This window comes from Chryseobacterium jejuense, assembly GCF_900100075.1.
Taxonomy (GTDB): domain Bacteria; phylum Bacteroidota; class Bacteroidia; order Flavobacteriales; family Weeksellaceae; genus Chryseobacterium; species Chryseobacterium jejuense.
Genome location: NZ_FNEG01000008.1, coordinates 134377 through 153186, shown reverse-complemented (window position 1 = coordinate 153186; position 18810 = coordinate 134377). Strand labels below are relative to the sequence as shown.

Below are 18810 nucleotides of genomic sequence, written 5' to 3'. Positions count from 1 at the left end.
AGGCAGCCGATTTTTTTATGATATCTTATTTTTTGTAAGAATGAAATAGTGCATTTGATCTTCAAACTCATAGGTAATATCCCAACCCGGATATTGTTTGATGATTGTTTTAATAATGGATAATCCTAAGCCCGTAGAGGTATGGTCGGAGCTCTGTTTATAAAAACGGTTAAAAATCCTGGATTTATCCAACGAAGCCTGCGTTCCACTATTTTGAAAGATAATCCTGTTGTTCTCCATAAAAATATTTAAAGTTCCTTCCTCGTTATTGTATTTAACGGCATTTTTAAGCAAATTAGAAAGAAGGATATCTGCAAGGTCTTGATTAAAACTAGCTTTAAAAACTCCTTTTTCAATAATATTAACTTCTACATTTTTAAAGGCAATAAAGTCTTCATAATTCTCTACAAGTTTATTCACCATCACATTAAAATCAACCTCTGATATTGTATTAAACTGACTGTTCTCAATCTTGGAGAGCATTAGCAGAGATTTATTCAATCCTACCATTCTTCTCAGATCATTTTTAACTTCCGTGAGAAAGGTCAGGTTCTTTTTATCAAGATTATCATTCTGAATCAGAAGATCTATTTTATTAATAACGATTGCCAATGGTGTCTGAAGTTCGTGAGAAGCATTTTCAATAAACTGTTTCTGCTGGTAGAAAACAAGTTCATTACGGTCAATCATCTCGTTGATTTCCACATTCAGCTCCTCAAATTCTTTGATGGAATAATTCTGCTCGGCCTGAGAAAAGGGAATTCCAAACTGGTATTTCTTCAATTTATCCAAAATTAAATAGAATGGCCGCATTGCCTTATTCAGCAGATAACTGTTAACAGCAACAATACTCACCACCAAAAGAATATAAAGAACAATTAAAGCCGTTGTAAGGTCATAAATCAGCTCATCTTCTTCTACCGTGGATGTTCTGATGACAAGCCTCTGATGATTTTTATACTGATCTATAAAATCTGCTTCCAATACACGATAAGGCTGGTCTTTATCATCATACTCCATATAATACATCTTATTATAGAGTCTGCTTTTGTTTTGGTATTCTGCAGCAGTGATCGGCATAATCTTAAATTCATTGAATCCAAAATCATTATTCTTTAGCAACTGCGGATTTAGATATACCGCTTTGATAATCTGTATCTTTCTATCCTTTAATCCATCATCTACATTATCATGTACCTCATCCAGAATATAGGCATAAAACAGCCCTGCCCATACTGCAATAATCAGCAGCAGGATCATGATAAGGTATTTTATCGTATAATATTTTAATGAAACCTTCATCAGACGAATTTATATCCTATTCCGTAAACAGCCTGAAAATCTGCTTCGGCATCAAGGGCTTTCAGTTTTTTACGGAGGTTTTTAATTTGTGAATAAATAAAATCAAGACTGTCTGCCTGATCGATATAATCTCCCCAGATAGCTTCTGCAAGAGTTGTTTTCTGCAATGTTTTTTCCGGATGTATAACGAAATAGTAGAGAAGATCATATTCTTTTCGGTTGAGCACAAGGTCTTCGTTTCCTACCTTAACATTTCTGTTTTCCGGATCAATGCTGATATTTTTATACCTGATGATATTCTCACCATCCTGATTTTTTCTTCTTATGACAGATCTGATTCTTGCCATCAGTTCTGCAAGGTGAAATGGTTTGGCCAGATAATCATCGGCTCCTATTTCTAGCCCTGTCACTTTATCATCTACAGAATCTTTAGCAGAAAGGATAATTACAGGGTCTTTTTTATGCATTTTCTTGATTTCCCGCAGGAGATCTATCCCATTTCCATCCGGTAGCATAATATCCAACAGAATACAGTCATATTCATAGGAAATAATCTTTTCCAGTCCGGTACTATAGTTTTCTGCATATTCTACAATGAAATGTTCTGCTTCCAGAAACTTCTGTACAGTATCCCTTAGGTCCGGTTCATCTTCTACTATTAAAATCTTCATAGGCTCTGCTGCTTGGATAACGTATATCAAATATATGAAATTATCAGGTTGGAAGCTGGAAGAAGGAGGCTGGAAGTTACTTTTATACCACCTGCAACGATCCGTCTCTAAGTGGCAAACAATTTCAAAATCGTTCTATCCAACTTCCCTCTTCCCACTCCCAACTTTCTTACTTTAAAAATTAATTCGTTTTTACATGATGTCCATTCTCATCAAAAATCAGACAGAGACCATTTATCAGATGAATTTTATAAGCATTATATTTTTTCTCAATAGAATCAATCACGCTGCATGGATGGTTCCTTGTCAGAAAAGACACAATACTCTTTCTAATCTTAGCGGAAGAAGCTTTTCTTCCATCACTGTTAATTAAACACCAGTTTACCATAATCATAAAATTTTATTGTTACTCTTTATTTGATCTAATCATCAATTTTTTTAAAATTGCCGTTTCGGTCGAACTCCAGTTCCAATCCGTTGGAAAGCTCTGTTTTATAAGACCATCTCTTCTTTTCGATCTTAACGATATGCGTATTCGGGAAGTTTCTGCTGCTATAATTTTTAATTGAAGCAGGAATAAAACCATAAGGGATTTTCTGATGGTTACCATCTACTTCTTTCCAGTTTCCATTACTGTCAAATTCCATTTTCATCCCATTGTTCAGATAGACTTTATATTCATCCACACCGTAGATTTCTCTGTCTTCAATAGCAGATGATACTGGAATGCCTTTAAAATGACCTGCAAGAAATGTTTTAGTAGTCTTAGGTAAATGATTAGGATTGATCGCTCTGTCCTGAGCTGAAATCAAGCCACCGATCAATAAGAAAATTAAAATAAATACGCTGGTGATTTTCTTTACATTTTTCATAATATTAAATTTTTCTGTTATTATTATGAAGCAAAGTTCCAAATCAATTTAGGAAAGAATTGGGAACAGCTTAATTTGTAAAAATTAAAATGTAAATACAGAGTGTTGATAGTCTTGTGGTATTTTATAATTAACCAAAGATTTTACAGAATAGCACAGATGCTTGAAAACAAAGAAGATCATTTATCAGTCATAAAAAAACAAACCATTAAGGTAGAGATAAGATAGTAAGAGAATTAAGTGTGGTTCTGTTGAGGTTGCTTCACCTTTGGCTCGCAATGATAGTTGTCTTAATCGTCTTAATAGCTTCAATAGCCTTAATGGTTCAATAAAAAAATTTCAAAGCCTTATTTCAACTTTAGAAATATAAAAGATTATAAGTATTCTTTAATCTGTTGAAGATGGGTAATAGACTTTAATCCGGTTTCTTGTTTATCTTCTTTGTATACATCAAAGAAGATGGTATCCATTCCGAAATCTCTTCCTCCTATAGCATCAGCAATCCAGTCATCGCCAATCATGATGCTTTCTTCTTTCTTTGCTTCAGAAAGTCCAAGGGAATATTCAAAAATTTTAGGATTTGGCTTCCTTACCCCTACTGCATCCGCACTGGTAATGGTTTTAAAATAAGGTGCAATTCCAGAAAGAGTACATTTTCTTTCTGTTACTTCCTGAAAGCCGTTGGAAATAATATGAAGTGTATAATTCTTCGACTTCAGATATTCAAGGACATCTTCAGCCCCTTCCACCAATTCATTATGACTTACAATATTATCCAGAAAATTCTCTTCAAAATAAAGGGAAAGTTCTTTATTGTCTACTCCAAAATGCATGAAGGAGTCATAAAAACGGTGTTCTCTCAAATACTCTTTGCCTATAATTCCATCTCTGATTTTTTCCCATAATTCTTCATTAATATCATGGTAAACCGCATGAAACTCTTCAAAGTCTATGTTATACTTCGAATTGATTTCCTGCTTTTCGAAAAGTTCTTTGATCGTTAAATAGGCATTTCTACGATGATCCCAGAGCGTATTGTCCAGGTCAAAAAAAACGTGCTGCATTTTCATACAGCACAAAGTTAATAATTTTAATTTTTTGTAATAGGATAATTCTTGCTCTTGCTTTTCACAATTTCAAGGCTTTTAGAAAAATTGAGCAGAAAATCGATGGTTTCTTTTTTAGGTTTCAAAGTTTTCACTTTTAAGGAGTCATTTTTTTTCATAAGCGTAATATGTTTTCCTTAAAAACGTGAAATTTTACAAAATATTATCTATCTGGTTAATATTATGTTATTTTCTTCCATGATTTTTCTCAGGTTAATAAGCGCATATCGTACTCTCCCTAATGTGGTGTTAATGCTCATATCAGTATGATCGGCAATTTCTTTAAAACTTAATCCGTCAAAAAATCTTAATTTGATTACTTCCTGCTGGTTCAATGGAAGAAATTGCAGCATTCTCAACAGGTCTTCCTGAATCTGATTCGTCACCAGCTGATCTTCAATATTCTCAGACGGTTCTCTGATCAAATCAAAAATAGAATATTCATCCGTTTCAAAAGTAGTTTCTGAAACTTTGATATTTTTGGATTTTGATCTGAAATGATCGATGATAAGGTTGTGGGAGATTCTTTTAGCCCAAAGGATAAATTTACCCTCTTCGTTGTAACGTCCTTCTTTTAGCATTACAATAATTTTCATGAATGTATCCTGAAAAATATCGTTGGCTAAATCTTCATCATTAATTTTGTAAAAAATGAATGTAAACAGTTCTCTCTGATGGCGATGAATAAGGGTTGATAATGCGCCCTCGTCACCTTTCTGGTAAAGCGAAATTAGTAAACTATCCGATTTTGATTTCATAACTCTTCTCAATATAATATTTGCAGCCCAGCTATCCTCCAGATACATTATCTAGTTTTTGCTGTATATACAAAACAGTTCTTCAGAGTAGAGTCTCTTCGATAGGTGGTACAATTATATTATGACGTAAATATAATAATTTTTTAATAACTGTTAAGCAATTATTAAATTTTCGCTATAAAAATTTAAAAAAAATCATTTAAACATGTCATGAATGAATACAGTAGGGATATTTAATGTAAAATTAATATTTAGCCCTTTCATTTCTTTTCCGTTTAATCGGGTGTCTCCAATAGGAAAAGCATAACCTCCGGTAAGATCAAGCATCCCAAATAAGGTAACACCTATCTTCGGAGCAATATATTTGTTGGTTCCTTCCGCTCCTATTAAAAAGTAATAAGAGTGGTAGAAATCCACATTCTTTTCAAAATTAAGTAAAACATCCGCCTGCAACTTCGGCATGATGGCAAATTTCGAGTCTGCTACACCCATTAAGGCAGAACCACCCAATCTGTAAATTACATCATCATTTTTAAGAAAAAGCAGCTTTCCTCCCACTTCTCCAAAGCTTTGATTCTGGTAGGTATATCCTACACTGATCATTTTATGCATGGTATACTGGGCTTTCACCAATGTACTCAGCAAAAACAGGGATAGAATGGCAACTGCAGTCCGAAAATTCATCATCTCTCAATTTATTAAGGTGTAAAATTAAAAAAAACTGCCTTACCGGAAGGCAAAGCAGTTCATAATATTTAGTCTAAGAAAAAATTAAATACCAAAAGCGGCTTTAATTTCGTCTACTTTGTCTAGTTTTTCCCAAGTAAAAAACTCAAGGCCTTCCAACGTAAGCTCATTTTTATGACCTTTGTTGAATGTTTTATCAGCTACATAGTGCTCTTTACCCATGTGTCCGTAAGAAGCCGTTTCCTGATAGATAGGGTTTCTTAATTTTAAGTTCTGCTCAATAGCATAAGGTCTTAAATCAAAGATAGTAGACACTTTTTTAGCGATTTCTCCATCGTGAAGATCAACTTTAGCCGTTCCGTAAGTATTGATGTATAAACCACAAGGCTCCGCTACTCCAATTGCGTAAGAAACTTGTACTAAAACTTCATCAGCAACACCAGCAGCTACAAGGTTTTTAGCAATGTGCCTTGTTGCATATGCAGCACTTCTGTCTACTTTTGATGGATCTTTTCCAGAGAAAGCACCACCACCGTGAGCTCCTTTACCACCGTAAGTATCAACGATGATTTTTCTACCTGTAAGACCCGTATCTCCGTGAGGACCACCGATTACGAATTTACCTGTAGGGTTGATGTGATATTTGATTTGATCGTTGAATAAAGCTTTGATCTCCTCAGTCTGCTGAGCAACCACTCTAGGAACAAGGATGTTCTTGATATCTTCACGGATCTTGTTCAACATCTCTTCTTCTGCTCCGAAGTCATCGTGCTGAGTAGAAACTACGATAGAATCAATTCTGATGGGCTTATGATCGTCAGAATACTCAATCGTTACCTGGCTTTTTGCATCAGGACGTAAGTAAGTAATCTCTTTATTTTCTCTTCTGATTGCAGAAAGTTCTTTAAGGATAGTGTGCGCTAAGTCTAAAGCAAGAGGCATATAGTTAGCCGTCTCGTTCGTAGCATATCCAAACATCATTCCCTGGTCACCAGCTCCCTGTGCGTTTGCTTTAGCTTCAAATGACTCATCATTTACTGCTCTGTCAACACCTTGGTTAATATCAGGAGACTGTTCATGGATTGCAGAAATTACTCCACAAGAGTCTCCATTGAACATATATTCACCTTTTGTATACCCAATTCCGTTGATTACTTCTCTGGCAATCGTCTGAACATCAAGGTAAGCATCAGATTTTACTTCTCCTGCCAATACCACCTGTCCGGTAGTTACAAGAGTTTCACATGCTACTTTTGAACTTTTATCGTATGCTAAGAAATGATCGATTAATGCATCGGAGATTTGGTCGGCAATTTTGTCCGGATGTCCTTCTGAAACTGATTCAGATGTAAATAAATAAGACATATTATTCTTTGTTTTTTAGATTAAAAAATAACTATGAAGAAAAATAAGAATAACAATTGCCCAAAAAGAATACTGTTTTAGCATTTTTTTATAGAGGTTGCAATCAGGTCAAATTTTTCCTCGTTCGTAAACGTCAGCAAATTTAAGCACTATTTTTGTAATACTCAAAATTTTTGTTTACTAATTATAATTTTCTTTAAATTAATGATTTATATCACTGTAAAGCTTCTTAATTACTGAGGCTTTATGCTTACAAACTCTTTCGGATTTAAGTGGTAATTTAACTTAAGTTCCAAAGAATTTTTGATGGAATGTGATAATTCATCAATAATCTTTTGCTTAAAGGTTGGCTTATAGTAAATAATACTGATCTCTCTGTATGGGAAAGGCTTCTTGAATCTGAATACATTCTTTTTCTGCTCTTCAGAAAGCTGACTTAATGCCAATTCCGGAAGAATACTGATTCCCCCTACTTTGTCTACCATGTGTACTAAAGTCTGGATATTGGAAGCTAAGAAATCTAAATTCTTAGGTTTCAAAGTATTTTCTTTCAGGTGACAGATGTTTTCGAACTGGTTTCTCAAACAGTTTCCTTCTTCAAGTAACCATACTTTTTCTACATTCAGATCCTCAGGAATAATGTAAGAATTTTTTTTGTTCGCTTCAGTATTAGAACTGTAGATCATTAATTCTTCATTGAACAGGAAATCCTGGTAAAATTCATCAGCAGTATCATAAGGAGTAGAGATAATTCCCGCATCCAGTTCTCCTGCTTTCAAAGCTTTAATAATATTATCTGTAGTCATTTCCTTTACATTCATCTGAATCTTCGGATTAGCTTCAAGGAATTTGAAGATTTCCGTAGGTAAGATAAATGAAGAAACGGTAGGAATAATTCCAAGATTAATGGTTCCTCCTAAAATGTTATTCAACAGGTTGGCTTTGTTTTTCAGCTCATTGACAGATTCTATAATTACTTTCGCCTGATCGATGATCTGAAGACCTACATCTGTGGTACGGATCGGGTGGGTAGTTCTGTCGAAAACCTTCACATCCAATTCATCCTCAAATTTTTGTATCATGGCACTTAAGGTAGGCTGGGTAATGAAGCACGCCTGAGCTGCTTTACCAAAATGTTTATACTTATCAACAGCGATAAGATACTCCAGTTGCTGAATGTTCATTTGATTAATATTATCTATTACAAAGATATAACGTTTTTGTTATTAGCAATTAAAAATTCAAGTAAATTTGATAATTAGTACCTTTACGGTTCGATTTAGAAAATACGAGAACAATTATTCAAATCATCAATATATGGATTCTAAAAAATTAACGTTAAGCAACGGCGCACCTTATTTTGAGCATCAGGATTCCCAGACGGTAGGACCAAGAGGCCCGGTATTGCTGCAAGACTTTGTCCTTCAGGAAAATCTTGCACATTTCGTTAGGGAAAGGATTCCTGAAAGAATTGTACACGCCAAAGGAAGTGGAGCATACGGAACTTTTACCGTAACGCATGACATCAGCCAATACACCAAGGCTAAATTATTTTCAAAAGTAGGAAACTCCTGCAGAATGTTTGCCCGTTTTTCGACAGTGGGCGGCGAAAAAGGCAGTGCAGATACTGCAAGAGACCCAAGAGGATTTGCATTAAAATTTTATACTGAAGACGGAAACTGGGATCTTGTAGGAAACAATACTCCGGTATTCTTTATTAAAGATGCTAAGAAATTCCCGGATTTTATTCATACCCAAAAAAGACTTCCAAGAACCAATTTGAAAAGTGCCACTATGATGTGGGATTTCTGGAGTTTAAACCCGGAATCACTTCATCAGGTTCTTATATTAATGTCAGATAGAGGAACACCTTACGGTTACCGACATATGCATGGCTTCGGATCTCATACTTTCTCCATGATTAATGATAAAAATGAAAGAGTATGGGTGAAATTCCACTTCAAAACAAAACAGGGAGTGAAAAATTTCACAGATGAAGATGCCGTAAAAATGGCAGGAGAAAATCCTGACTTTGCACAGGAAGATCTTTGCAACGCAATTGAAAACGGAGATTTCCCAAAATGGACCATGTACATCCAGGTGATGACAGAAGAGCAGGCAAAAGATTTCAGATGGAATCCTTTTGATGTAACAAAGGTTTGGTTCCATGATGATTTCCCATTAATTGAAGTAGGAGAAATGGAATTGAATGAAGTTCCTGTTAACTATTTTGCCCACGTTGAGCAATCTACCTTCTCACCAAGCAGCCTTATCAACGGAATCAGTTTTTCTCCGGACAAAATGCTTCAGGGAAGATTATTCTCCTACCCGGACGCACACCGATACAGAGTGGGTGTAAATGCTCACCAATTAGAAGTGAACAGATGTCCTTTTGCGGTTAATAATTACCAAAGAGACGGATATATGGCAGATTCAAGCCAATATCAGGATAAACCGAATTATTATCCAAACAGTTTTGATGATATTAAACCGGATGTTTCTTATAAAAACCATGAGTATGAATTAGATAGCGCTCATGTTGCCAATTATAACAGAAACGATAATGACAGCGATCACTATACGCAACCGGGACTTCTTTATTCGAAAGCAATGAATGCTGAAGACAGAGATAATCTGATCAAAAATATTATAGGAAGTATGAAGGGAATTACCGGACCTAAAAGGGAGGAAATTATCAACAGACAATTATGTCACTTTTTCCGTGCTAACATTGAGCTTGGCATGAAAGTAGCTTCTCAACTAAACATCAATATTGATGCAAATATGATGAATCACTCCAAATAATCATATTGAACAATAAATCAAAAAAAAGGAAAAAAAAATAATATTTTTTCCTTTTTTTTGTAAAAAATTCATAATTTGCGAAGGATGATATTTTAAAGTGGAAAAATGAGTTACGAAAATATATTATTAAAAAAGGAAGATAAATTATCTATCATTACCATAAACAGACCTGAGAGTTTAAATGCATTGAATGCAAAGACAATTCAGGAGATCAGTACAGCATTGGATGAGCTTAATTCCGATCTTTCTTGCAGGGTAATTATCCTTACAGGAAGCGGAGAAAAGTCTTTTGTAGCTGGAGCTGACATCAAGGAATTCAGTGACTTCGGACAGGAAAAAGCTGAGGAACTTGCAAGAAACGGACAAAATACATTGTTCAACAAAATTGAAAACCTATCCAAACCTGTCATTGCAGCCGTAAACGGTTTTGCATTAGGAGGAGGTTTAGAGCTTGCCATGGCATGCCATATCAGATATGCATCGGAAAACGCCAGATTGGGGCTTCCTGAAGTAACACTGGGATTAATTCCAGGATACGGAGGAACTCAAAGGCTTCCCAAACTTGTCGGAAAAGGTATTGCCAACGAAATGATCTTCTCTGCCAAAATGATCCCTGCTCAAAAAGCAAAAGAGATCGGACTGGTAAATGAAGTATACCCTATTGAAGAATTATTAACCAAAACGAAAGAATTAGCGAGTATTATTGCCAATAATTCACCAATGGCAATATCAAAGGCTATAAACGCCGTTAATTTATCTGACACGGAGAAAGGTTTTGAAACTGAAATTAAATATTTCGGGGAACTTTTCGAAATGGAAGATAAGAAAGAAGGAGTAACTGCTTTCCTAGAGAAAAGAAAGCCGAACTTCTAATCTTTCAGAAGATTTTAATCCAATTATTTCGAAAAAACTAATGATGCGGTATGAATAAGTTTGATAAAGCTTATCTAAAAATGGCCCAGGAATGGGCAAAACTCTCCTACTGTAAGAGAAAACAGGTAGGGGCTCTTATCGTAAAAGATAGGATGATTATTTCAGATGGTTACAACGGAACTCCTATGGGATTCGAAAACTGCTGTGAAGATGATGGGGGGAAAACGCACTGGTATGTATTGCATGCAGAAGCCAACGCTATATTAAAGCTGGCAGCTTCTACACAATCTGCAAAAGGAGCAACGTTATATTTAACATTGTCGCCCTGTAAAGAATGCAGTAAGCTGATTCTACAGGCAGGTATTGCAAGACTGGTGTATATTAATGAGTATTCGGATGACGATGGGATATCGTTTTTGAGAAACCATAACATTGAAATAGAACAAATATCGGACTGTGAACTAAAAAAATAAGCACAAATGACTTGGGATGAAAAGATCAAAGATTTTGAAATATTTCTTCGCTTCGAAAGAAATTTTTCAGACAACACGCTCGACGCCTATGTTCGGGACATTAAAAAACTAAAAGATTACGCAGAAGAAGATCTGGCAAACGTCGGTCCAGATTCTATCGGATACGAAAACCTGCAGGAATACATTTTCAATCTTTCTAAACAGAAATTCAGTGAGAGATCACAGGCAAGATGGATATCTTCCATTAAAGCCTTCTTCAAATTTCTATTGGAAGATGAATATCGTGAAGACAACCCTGCAGCGTTACTTGAAGGTCCTAAACTGGGACTATATCTGCCGGACACGTTAAGCCTGACGGATATTAATAAAATTATTGCTGCCATTGAGGTCAATACAGATCTCGGAAGAAGAAACCAATGTATCATAGAGGTACTTTATGGTTGCGGACTCCGTGTATCTGAGCTGATTGATCTGAAGATCTCCAATATCAACTTCAAGGAGCAATATATTAAGGTACACGGAAAGGGAAATAAAACCCGTTTTGTGCCTTTAGCTGATTATACAGCTGAACTTCTGGAAAGTTACATCAAAGAGGTACGCTCTAAAGGAAAAATCAATAAAAAATACGAGGATACGCTGTTTTTGAACAGCCGTGGTACTTCCATGTCAAGAGTTATCGTATTTCTTATTATTAAAGAACTTACAGATAAAGCAGGAGTTAATAAGAAAATTTCCCCGCACACCTTCAGACACTCTTTTGCAACACATTTGCTGCAGAATGGAGCTGATCTCCGTTATATTCAGGAAATGTTGGGCCATTCCAGCATTACTACAACAGAGATCTACACTCACCTCAAGACAGAAGAGCTAAGGGATGTTATCTTAAGCTATCACCCGAGAAATATTAATATTACTCAGGGAAGCTAAGGTCTATCTGACCTTTGAAAAATAATTATAGACGGATGAAAGTATTGAAATATTGCCCGAGCTGTGGCAAAGAGACCTTACATTGGGATAATGAAAAAAAATGGAGTTGTCCTGAATGTGGTTTTACACTGTACAATAATGTAGCAGGCGCTGTAGCGGTTGTTATCAGATGTGGTAACGAAATTTATCTTACCAGAAGAAACAGGGATCCTAAAAAAGGAAAACTGGATCTGGCCGGAGGTTTTGTTGATCCTAAAGAAAGTGCAGAGGAAACCTGTAAAAGAGAGCTTTTTGAAGAACTTCAGCTTGATATTGATATTTCCAACTTGAAATACCTTAGCAGTCTTCCGAACGTTTATCAGTATAAAGAAATTGATTACAATACGATTGATCTTTTTTATGAGTATAATGTTTCGGAGAAGTTTGAGGTAAATCTTGAGCTTTCAGAGATCTCTGAAGCGGTATGGATTCCCTTAGAGGAGCTCAACCTTGATGAGATTGCTTTTGATTCTCAGAAGAGATTTTTTGAGGATTATCTGAAGAAATAATTTTTGTAAATATATGCTCCCGCAGATTTTGCAGATACAGCAGATTACTGGTTTTTACCAACTGCTTATTTTGTAAAATCTGCGGGAGTTTTTTTATGTTGAAAAACAATTTTCCCACAGCTTTCACGAATTACACAGATGCATTTCGTAAAAGCTCTGTGATGATCTGTGGAATCTGTGGGAATTATATTTTAGTATGTCTTAGATTTCAGCATTTCTTCAAAATACTGAATAAGCAAGGTTCTTTCTGCCTCTGTAAGCTTAGCCTCGTCATGATAAACAATATAACCAGGTAGTGGCATTGTCTTATGTTTAAGAGCTTCAATAGACCTATCCAGCATATTCTCTTTTAATTCCTTATTATAAGTTCCCCAAACAGAAAAATTAAGACGCTGGCGTCCGTCATTCACATGGCTTTTTACAGACCAGGAAATAGGTGCTACATACGCATATTTAGGATATATTGTTTCATTGGAATGACAGTCATAACAAGCATTCTTAAGAAGCGTGCTTATCTTTTCCGGAGCTTGCTTTATCTGAACAAAATTCACTTTGGAATCAACCGGTTGATTTACTCTATCAATTGGGAAAAACTGGATAAGAGCAAATGTTACCAGAGTCCATAAGATTATTTTCTTTGCCGTCTTCATCTATCTATTTTACCGGAGTTATCACTGCATTCTCAGATTTTAGCTCTTTTTTACTTTCCTGTATTACAGCTTTTCCTTTTTCTTCAGAAGCCGGAGGTGTAACCGGTGCCGGAGGTGCTGTAGCTCCTCTAGGATTATCTAGTGTTCTGGTATCTTTAAGATCCCATTCTTCTCTTGTTTCCCATAATGCCTTTATCAAAGCTTTTTTATAGAAAATATAGGCATCTTCTGCGAAGGTTTCGGTAGAAAAATCCGCTTCTCCCCAATACTTGTCGTTATTATTATCCACTAACATTCTAACAACATATTCACCAGGTTTTAGGAAATCAAATTTCACTTTATCTCCTTTGGTATATTTTTGATATACTACCTTATCTGAAGAATCCAGCAGCTGAATCCAGTAGTTAGATGTAGGTGTATTGGACAGGGTGAATTCCAGGCTTCCAATCTGATCTACCTTATCAACAGTAAAGTCAAAACGTTTAGACTGAGAATTCTTCGCATAGAAGGAAGAAACTGTTTCTTTAGGAATCGTAAGCTGATAATCTTTCCCGCTGATAAAGTCAGAATTCACCTGAATCTGGTAAGGATTGGTTTCTGAAATTTTAGCTGTAAATGGCAGCGTAGTCAAAGAATCTCCTTTAACAGCCAGTTTCCACTTTGAAGCATCAATCTTATCTAAAAAGTAATTGGATGAAATTTTAAAATCAGATTTTGGAGCTAATGAACCACCTCCGTTATCACTGAAGACATCCATTACATTTTTCTTGTTGTATCTATAGAATAAAGAAACTGAATACACCGTATCTTTTTTAGGGCCAATATTGTGGCTAAACAACAATTTTTCGTTAGCTTCCTGTCCTATATTATTCTTCACAGCATCAAACCAGATTCTAACAGAATCAGATTTCGGAGTATGGGTTACTTTAATATCCTTAAGCTTATCATTAAGAGACTGAACTTTCACCTCATCCGGATGACCTTCAAATGTCATAAGAACCCCACCGGCAATCTCCTTCATTTCTAAATATTTCAACGGCTTCTTTGATGGGTAAACACTCAAATTTAAGCCAGAAATTGATTTTTCAACATCAACAACTTCTTTTTTAAATCCTATCTTTTCTTTTCCAGGATCGTATACAGAGTTTCCGTTTTCATCTTCAAAAGCTATGATTTTATATTTTCCCGGAGAAAGATAATTCAGCTCATAATATCCATCATCATCTACCTTAGTAATATAATATGGTTTTTGCTTGTAATTCATGGTATCTTTTACCTGATACAATCCAACCACCAGCTTATTTTCATTAGTCCCGGTTTTTTTCTTAATCTGCATGGCATCTTTTACTTCACCACTAACGTACAGATCGTCCAACTTATCTCCCGTAGAGAAAGCGAAATTGAAATAGCGAAGAATATTGGATTCATTATTATCCGCAATAGAATTTCCAAAGTTGAAATTATACGTGGTATTGGCCTGAAGTGTATCCGTCCATTGGATAAGAACAAATTTATTGGCAATATTCGATGGAAGAATTCGCTTGATATTCTTGATGGGCGGAGAAATGATAAGATTTTTATTGATATCCTTTAAGGTCACGTATTCATCAAAATCCAGACGAAGTTCGCGGATATCTCTTTTGACGTTGATCCTTGTTGTATCAATATTTGAACTTAAAAACTTTGGAGCCAGTGTATCTTTTGGACCACCAACAGGAGATCCAACCCTTGCACAAGAGTGTACAAGAAAACAGATAACGAATAATAAAAGAAACCTTTTCATGAAAATGTTTAAGCAAAAGTAAACATTATTCTCCAAAAACTTCGTGTCCGCTGTTCAAACTATCTTTGCTATCATTCATTACAGTCTGAAGTTTTTCCTGCTGTAAAGGGAAATTTTCAAATAATCCGGACAATGCAAGTGCTGTATAAACTTTACCCGAATATTTGTTTCCGATGGCAACAATGGTAACTTTAGATTTTAAAAGGTGAGCAAATACAGAGTTGGTTCCGTGCCACCATCCGTTGTGATAGGTTAGTTTTTCACCGTTATCGAAGATTTTCATTCTAAAACCAAGACCGTAATTATTCATTCCCGCTTTTTCATTGCTGTAAGGCGTAAATACCATCTGCATCAGCTCCGGCTTCAGGAAATCTTTTGAGAACATTGCTTTTGAGAAATTATATAAATCTCTTGGTGTAGTATAAACGTTTTTATCTCCATAAATCAAATCCAAACGATCTAAAGGATATAACTTATTAGCACCATAATAGAAAGACTGTGAAGCTGTTGGAATATCTTTTTCCTGGAAAATGTAAGTATTAGTCATTTTCAGTGGTGTGAAAACCATTTCTTTCATTGCCTGTGGAAAAGGAGTTTTAGTTACTTTTTCAATTAGTAAAGCTAATAGGGCAAAGTTTGTATTGCAATACATAAATCCGGTATCGGTATCTCTTGCCAGGTCCGGTTTATATTTGATAATCATATTCAATACATCCTGATTCGTAATAAATGTCTTGGAGAGTTCTGCCGGGGCAGGTTGTATTTTGGTAATAAAGTATTCGTACTTCGGTAATCCGCTTCTTTGATCCAATAAAGTCTGAACGGTTACATTCGGGTAAGGAAACCCTGGAAAGAATTGGGTAAGATGATCGGTAAGTTTTATTTTTCCAGCTTCTACAAGCTTCATCATAGCCATTGCCGTTAATGTTTTTGAAACCGAAGCTACGTGTAATGGTGTATTTTTATCAATAGGCATCTGATTCCCTTCTCTACCGAAACCTCTGTAGTTTTCGTATACAATCTCATCGCCTTTAGCAACCAGAATTCCACCACTAAGATCTCCGCCTTCCCATACTTTTTTATAGTATTGGTCTATATAACCTGTTAAAGATTCTTTATTGGAAAGCTGTCCGTCCGCTTTTGTAAAAACATGGCTTAAATCCACATTCCCGTAATTGGGCAGGTTGGTGGTGTTTTCAGCTGAAGCCTCTTTGGATTCAGATTTATTCTTACAAGAAAAAAGGAATAAAACAACAGTTATAGCAAGTACTAAATTACGCATCTTCATAAGATTCAAAAATGAGCGGCAATTTAATAAAAGTCAAAAATAAATTGTAAATATGAGGGGGACATTATGAATAATTTAACATAATGAAAGAAAAACCAAAAAGAAAATCATAAAAACAGATGAAACAAAAAAGCTGAGAAAGTAACTTCTTTATCATTACTTTCTCAGCCTTCACTATTATCTCTTTTAGTTATTGTTTAACCATGTGAAGCTACAATCTTGTCTACAATAAACTGCGCCAATTTTTCTTTACTCTGATGTGTCCATCCTGCAATATGCGGCGTTACCATTGCTTTTTCGGATTCCAGCAGATATTTTAGATCTTCGTTCTCGGTTTCAAGGTGCTCAAAAGAAGACTTTTCGTATTCTAATACATCTAAACAAGCTCCTTTTACTTTTCCGGACTTCAACGCTTCTACTAAACTTTTAGTCTCTACATTTTTTCCTCTTGCCGTATTGACAAAATAGAAGTTATTTTTCATCTCAGAAATGAATATTTCATTAATAAGATAATGGGTTTCAGAAGTTAGAGGAATATGCAGGCTCAACACTTCAGCAGACTGTTTCAGTTCGTCCAAAGTAACCTGAGTGGCAAATTCATCAGAAAGTCCGGGAAGAATGTCATGGAAAAGAACTTTACAACCAAAACCTGAAAGTCTTTTAGCTGTAGCTTTTCCCATATTTCCATATCCGATCAATCCAACAGTTTTTCCAAGCAGTTCATCACCTCTGTTTTCTTCACGTTTCCATATTCCATTCTTTACTTCCTGAGAAGCAATGAAAAGCCTGTTCATCAACACCAATAACATTCCAACAACGTGTTCTGCTACTGAATCTCTGTTTCCTTCCGGAGAGTTGATTAATTGAATGCCTAATTTTTCAGCCACAGGAATATCAATATTTTCCATTCCTGCCCCTACTCGTGCAATGAATTTCAGGTTTTGTGCCTTTTCAAGAAAGTTTTTATCTAAAGGAATACGGCTTCTGATGATAATACCATCATAATTGTTGATTTTATCACAAACCTCATCATAAGTGGAAGTAAAGTCTTCTTCCAAAATGAAGTTTTTAGCTAAAAGCTGCTCGGTAATAAGGGGATGGTTTTTATCTAAAAGGAGAATTTTCATAATTTAAACACAAATGACACTAATTGGTTTCACAAATAACACCATTATCATTTTTCAGACAAAAGCGTTTGTAATTTTATTATACGGATATAAAAATAAAATGCTTTTAATTTGGGAGTTCCAGTATTAAAAGCATTTCAAGTTTTTATTTTTTATCTTTCTTGGAGGTTTGTGGCTCCTCCGGCTCCTGGAATAATTTCTTAAGCTCTACAGATTCCAAAGGTTTCATTCTTCCAGAAAGAATTAATGAAAGTTCTTTTCTACGGAATGCAGCGGCATATCTTTCTTTTTCATCTTCTGTTTCCGGAACCATATCCGGGATTGGAATCGGGCGGTTAAATTCATCTACCGCAACGAAGGTATAAATCCCTGAATTGGTATGAACTTTTTTCTGATTAATCGGATCATCAGACCAAACATCCACATACACCTCCATAGAAGTAGAGAATGCTCTGGAAACTTTAGATTCCAGCACTACAACTCCACCTTCAGGAATAGGATGATTGAATGAAACGTGGTTTACAGATGCCGTTACTACTCTTCTTTCACAATGTCTTGCTGCAGAAATGGAAGCACATCTGTCCATTTTTGCTAAAAGTTCACCACCAAAAAGGTTTCTTAAAGAGTTTGTTTCGTTCGGAAGAACGATATTGGTCATAATAGTCAGAGATTCTGACGCTGTTTTTATTTTTGCCATTTATTCTTAGTGTTTTTTGGAGCAACCGGAACTGTTTTAGTTGTTTTACCGGCAGGTTTTACCAATGAATCTTTCTTCAGGGAATCTGAAACCGGGGTTTCAGGAGCATGTGCCATTACTTTCACCGTATCTTTTACAATTCGATGGGTAGAAGTCTGTACAGACACTTTATTAAAGGATTTCTTTCCGAAAAGAAGTTCTTTTTGGGTAAATGCAAAATAGGCAATACCCAGAATTGGAATAATCAACAGGAAGAACCAAAGAATAGTCTTCTTGAATTTGTAATCCTTTTCACCGTTTTCGGAAGTCTTTACTTTCTCGCCATTATTAATATCGGAGAATCTGATCTCTTCCAATCCGAAAAAATCCGGACGTCCCGCTTCCACTCTTTTTCCTTTGAAGTGAGTATGTCCTTCTTCAATAAAGATTGTTCCCAGATTTTGAATTTCAAGAAGCTGTTCTGCCTGAAGCTTTTTCTTCCAAAAATCAGTCTGTATCTTCAGATCACTTCTTGAAGCCTCTACAGACATCTGCTTTTCTCTGGCAATATAAACAGTAAGATCTTCAGCCTTCACTTCATAGTCGATTGTAAATTCAATCTGACTTGCAGGAGGCAGGATACTTCCGTTTTCGGAATTGATGATTGCTTTAGAATTTTTGAGAGAAAACACTCCAAAGCCTGGAACCGTGACAGTTCCATATTGTTTTAAATATTCTAAAATGTATGCTGAAATATTCATTTGGTGGCAAATTTATAACTTTTTCATGACTTTTTGAAGATATTTAACGGATATAAAAAAAGACTGCCGAAGCAGCCTTTTGAGTATTTCATATTAAAATAGGTTCACTGTTCATGATCCCCAATCTCTTTTAAGATA

20 protein-coding genes are annotated in these 18810 nt (G+C 35.5%); 6 read left to right on the top strand and 14 right to left on the bottom strand.

Annotated elements, in window-relative coordinates; genetic code table 11:
* Positions 1 to 15: 15 nt before the first annotated feature.
* Positions 16 to 1302 carry a sensor histidine kinase gene (locus BLS98_RS20950; RefSeq protein ID WP_089739127.1) on the bottom strand — a complete coding sequence of 429 codons (1287 nt, stop codon included), beginning with the start codon at positions 1300 to 1302 and terminating at the stop codon, positions 16 to 18.
* Positions 1302 to 1973, bottom strand: coding sequence for a response regulator transcription factor (locus BLS98_RS20945; RefSeq protein ID WP_089739125.1), 672 nt, complete (start codon positions 1971 to 1973; stop codon positions 1302 to 1304). The genes BLS98_RS20950 and BLS98_RS20945 overlap by 1 nt, the downstream gene beginning before the upstream one ends.
* A 196-nt stretch (positions 1974 to 2169) precedes the next feature.
* On the opposite strand from BLS98_RS20945, the gene BLS98_RS23430 reads away from it, so the two are divergent.
* On the top strand, positions 2170 to 2346 hold the full coding sequence (locus BLS98_RS23430; protein WP_167356261.1) for a hypothetical protein: 177 nt from the start codon (positions 2170 to 2172) through the stop codon (positions 2344 to 2346).
* A 49-nt stretch (positions 2347 to 2395) separates the two neighbouring features.
* On the opposite strand, the gene BLS98_RS20935 is transcribed toward BLS98_RS23430, so the two are convergent.
* The 6 genes from BLS98_RS20935 to BLS98_RS20910 all read right to left on the bottom strand — a co-directional run bounded on the left by BLS98_RS20935 (position 2396) and on the right by BLS98_RS20910 (position 7945).
* The gene (locus BLS98_RS20935; RefSeq protein WP_089739122.1) at positions 2396 to 2845 is read right to left on the bottom strand and encodes a PepSY-like domain-containing protein; all 450 of its coding nucleotides are present in this window, start codon (positions 2843 to 2845) and stop codon (positions 2396 to 2398) included.
* Between the two features lie 374 nt (positions 2846 to 3219).
* Positions 3220 to 3915 (bottom strand): YjjG family noncanonical pyrimidine nucleotidase, encoded by a 696-nt coding sequence (locus BLS98_RS20930; RefSeq protein WP_089739120.1) that lies wholly within the window; start codon positions 3913 to 3915, stop codon positions 3220 to 3222.
* 203 nt (positions 3916 to 4118) lie between these two features.
* On the bottom strand, positions 4119 to 4709 hold the full coding sequence (locus BLS98_RS20925; protein WP_089739224.1) for an RNA polymerase sigma factor: 591 nt from the start codon (positions 4707 to 4709) through the stop codon (positions 4119 to 4121).
* A gap of 195 nt (positions 4710 to 4904) precedes the next feature.
* Complete coding sequence (locus BLS98_RS20920) at positions 4905 to 5396, bottom strand: hypothetical protein (RefSeq protein ID WP_089739118.1); 492 nt, start codon at positions 5394 to 5396, stop codon at positions 4905 to 4907.
* A gap of 84 nt (positions 5397 to 5480) precedes the next feature.
* Positions 5481 to 6761, bottom strand: coding sequence for a methionine adenosyltransferase (gene metK / locus BLS98_RS20915; protein WP_089739117.1), 1281 nt, complete (start codon positions 6759 to 6761; stop codon positions 5481 to 5483).
* A gap of 233 nt (positions 6762 to 6994) precedes the next feature.
* On the bottom strand, positions 6995 to 7945 hold the full coding sequence (locus BLS98_RS20910; RefSeq protein ID WP_089739115.1) for a LysR substrate-binding domain-containing protein: 951 nt from the start codon (positions 7943 to 7945) through the stop codon (positions 6995 to 6997).
* 133 nt (positions 7946 to 8078) lie between these two features.
* Between BLS98_RS20910 and BLS98_RS20905 the strand changes: the two genes are divergently transcribed.
* From BLS98_RS20905 to BLS98_RS20885, 5 genes are all read left to right on the top strand, one after another.
* On the top strand, positions 8079 to 9566 hold the full coding sequence (locus tag BLS98_RS20905; RefSeq protein ID WP_089739112.1) for a catalase: 1488 nt from the start codon (positions 8079 to 8081) through the stop codon (positions 9564 to 9566).
* A 105-nt stretch (positions 9567 to 9671) separates the two neighbouring features.
* On the top strand, positions 9672 to 10439 hold the full coding sequence (locus BLS98_RS20900) for an enoyl-CoA hydratase/isomerase family protein (RefSeq protein WP_089739110.1): 768 nt from the start codon (positions 9672 to 9674) through the stop codon (positions 10437 to 10439).
* A gap of 50 nt (positions 10440 to 10489) precedes the next feature.
* Complete coding sequence (locus BLS98_RS20895) at positions 10490 to 10912, top strand: deoxycytidylate deaminase (protein ID WP_089739109.1); 423 nt, start codon at positions 10490 to 10492, stop codon at positions 10910 to 10912.
* A 6-nt stretch (positions 10913 to 10918) separates the two neighbouring features.
* A complete protein-coding gene (gene xerD, locus BLS98_RS20890; RefSeq protein WP_089739107.1) occupies positions 10919 to 11839 on the top strand; it encodes a site-specific tyrosine recombinase XerD in 921 nt (306 codons plus the stop codon).
* A gap of 35 nt (positions 11840 to 11874) precedes the next feature.
* Positions 11875 to 12387, top strand: coding sequence for an NUDIX hydrolase (locus BLS98_RS20885; RefSeq protein WP_089739105.1), 513 nt, complete (start codon positions 11875 to 11877; stop codon positions 12385 to 12387).
* 191 nt (positions 12388 to 12578) lie between these two features.
* Here BLS98_RS20885 and BLS98_RS20880 read toward each other — a convergent pair whose 3' ends face one another.
* The 6 genes from BLS98_RS20880 to BLS98_RS20855 form a co-directional block, all read right to left on the bottom strand.
* On the bottom strand, positions 12579 to 13037 hold the full coding sequence (locus tag BLS98_RS20880) for a heme-binding domain-containing protein (RefSeq protein ID WP_089739103.1): 459 nt from the start codon (positions 13035 to 13037) through the stop codon (positions 12579 to 12581).
* Between the two features lie 4 nt (positions 13038 to 13041).
* Positions 13042 to 14820, bottom strand: coding sequence for an Ig-like domain-containing domain (locus BLS98_RS20875; protein ID WP_089739101.1), 1779 nt, complete (start codon positions 14818 to 14820; stop codon positions 13042 to 13044).
* A gap of 25 nt (positions 14821 to 14845) precedes the next feature.
* Positions 14846 to 16108 (bottom strand): serine hydrolase domain-containing protein, encoded by a 1263-nt coding sequence (locus BLS98_RS20870; protein ID WP_089739099.1) that lies wholly within the window; start codon positions 16106 to 16108, stop codon positions 14846 to 14848.
* Positions 16109 to 16305: 197 nt separating this feature from the next.
* Positions 16306 to 17235, bottom strand: coding sequence for a 2-hydroxyacid dehydrogenase (locus tag BLS98_RS20865; protein ID WP_089739097.1), 930 nt, complete (start codon positions 17233 to 17235; stop codon positions 16306 to 16308).
* Between the two features lie 145 nt (positions 17236 to 17380).
* Positions 17381 to 17932 carry an acyl-CoA thioesterase gene (locus BLS98_RS20860; RefSeq protein WP_089739095.1) on the bottom strand — a complete coding sequence of 184 codons (552 nt, stop codon included), beginning with the start codon at positions 17930 to 17932 and terminating at the stop codon, positions 17381 to 17383.
* Complete coding sequence (locus BLS98_RS20855; RefSeq protein ID WP_089739093.1) at positions 17920 to 18672, bottom strand: HU domain-containing protein; 753 nt, start codon at positions 18670 to 18672, stop codon at positions 17920 to 17922. Before BLS98_RS20855 ends, BLS98_RS20860 begins: the two co-directional genes overlap by 13 nt.
* Between the last annotated feature and the right edge of the window lie 138 nt (positions 18673 to 18810).

Bases quoted from the DNA above. Each gene is read 5' to 3' on its own strand.
- BLS98_RS20950 (WP_089739127.1), bottom strand. From the start codon at position 1,302: ATGAAGGTTTCATTAAAATATTATACGATAAAATACCTTATCATGATC.
- BLS98_RS20945 (WP_089739125.1), bottom strand. From the start codon at position 1,973: ATGAAGATTTTAATAGTAGAAGATGAACCGGACCTAAGGGATACTGTA.
- BLS98_RS23430 (WP_167356261.1), top strand. From the start codon at position 2,170: ATGATGTCCATTCTCATCAAAAATCAGACAGAGACCATTTATCAGATG.
- BLS98_RS20935 (WP_089739122.1), bottom strand. From the start codon at position 2,845: ATGAAAAATGTAAAGAAAATCACCAGCGTATTTATTTTAATTTTCTTA.
- BLS98_RS20930 (WP_089739120.1), bottom strand. From the start codon at position 3,915: ATGAAAATGCAGCACGTTTTTTTTGACCTGGACAATACGCTCTGGGAT.
- BLS98_RS20925 (WP_089739224.1), bottom strand. From the start codon at position 4,709: ATGAAATCAAAATCGGATAGTTTACTAATTTCGCTTTACCAGAAAGGT.
- BLS98_RS20920 (WP_089739118.1), bottom strand. From the start codon at position 5,396: ATGATGAATTTTCGGACTGCAGTTGCCATTCTATCCCTGTTTTTGCTG.
- metK (WP_089739117.1), bottom strand. From the start codon at position 6,761: ATGTCTTATTTATTTACATCTGAATCAGTTTCAGAAGGACATCCGGAC.
- BLS98_RS20910 (WP_089739115.1), bottom strand. From the start codon at position 7,945: ATGAACATTCAGCAACTGGAGTATCTTATCGCTGTTGATAAGTATAAA.
- BLS98_RS20905 (WP_089739112.1), top strand. From the start codon at position 8,079: ATGGATTCTAAAAAATTAACGTTAAGCAACGGCGCACCTTATTTTGAG.
- BLS98_RS20900 (WP_089739110.1), top strand. From the start codon at position 9,672: ATGAGTTACGAAAATATATTATTAAAAAAGGAAGATAAATTATCTATC.
- BLS98_RS20895 (WP_089739109.1), top strand. From the start codon at position 10,490: ATGAATAAGTTTGATAAAGCTTATCTAAAAATGGCCCAGGAATGGGCA.
- xerD (WP_089739107.1), top strand. From the start codon at position 10,919: ATGACTTGGGATGAAAAGATCAAAGATTTTGAAATATTTCTTCGCTTC.
- BLS98_RS20885 (WP_089739105.1), top strand. From the start codon at position 11,875: ATGAAAGTATTGAAATATTGCCCGAGCTGTGGCAAAGAGACCTTACAT.
- BLS98_RS20880 (WP_089739103.1), bottom strand. From the start codon at position 13,037: ATGAAGACGGCAAAGAAAATAATCTTATGGACTCTGGTAACATTTGCT.
- BLS98_RS20875 (WP_089739101.1), bottom strand. From the start codon at position 14,820: ATGAAAAGGTTTCTTTTATTATTCGTTATCTGTTTTCTTGTACACTCT.
- BLS98_RS20870 (WP_089739099.1), bottom strand. From the start codon at position 16,108: ATGAAGATGCGTAATTTAGTACTTGCTATAACTGTTGTTTTATTCCTT.
- BLS98_RS20865 (WP_089739097.1), bottom strand. From the start codon at position 17,235: ATGAAAATTCTCCTTTTAGATAAAAACCATCCCCTTATTACCGAGCAG.
- BLS98_RS20860 (WP_089739095.1), bottom strand. From the start codon at position 17,932: ATGGCAAAAATAAAAACAGCGTCAGAATCTCTGACTATTATGACCAAT.
- BLS98_RS20855 (WP_089739093.1), bottom strand. From the start codon at position 18,672: ATGAATATTTCAGCATACATTTTAGAATATTTAAAACAATATGGAACT.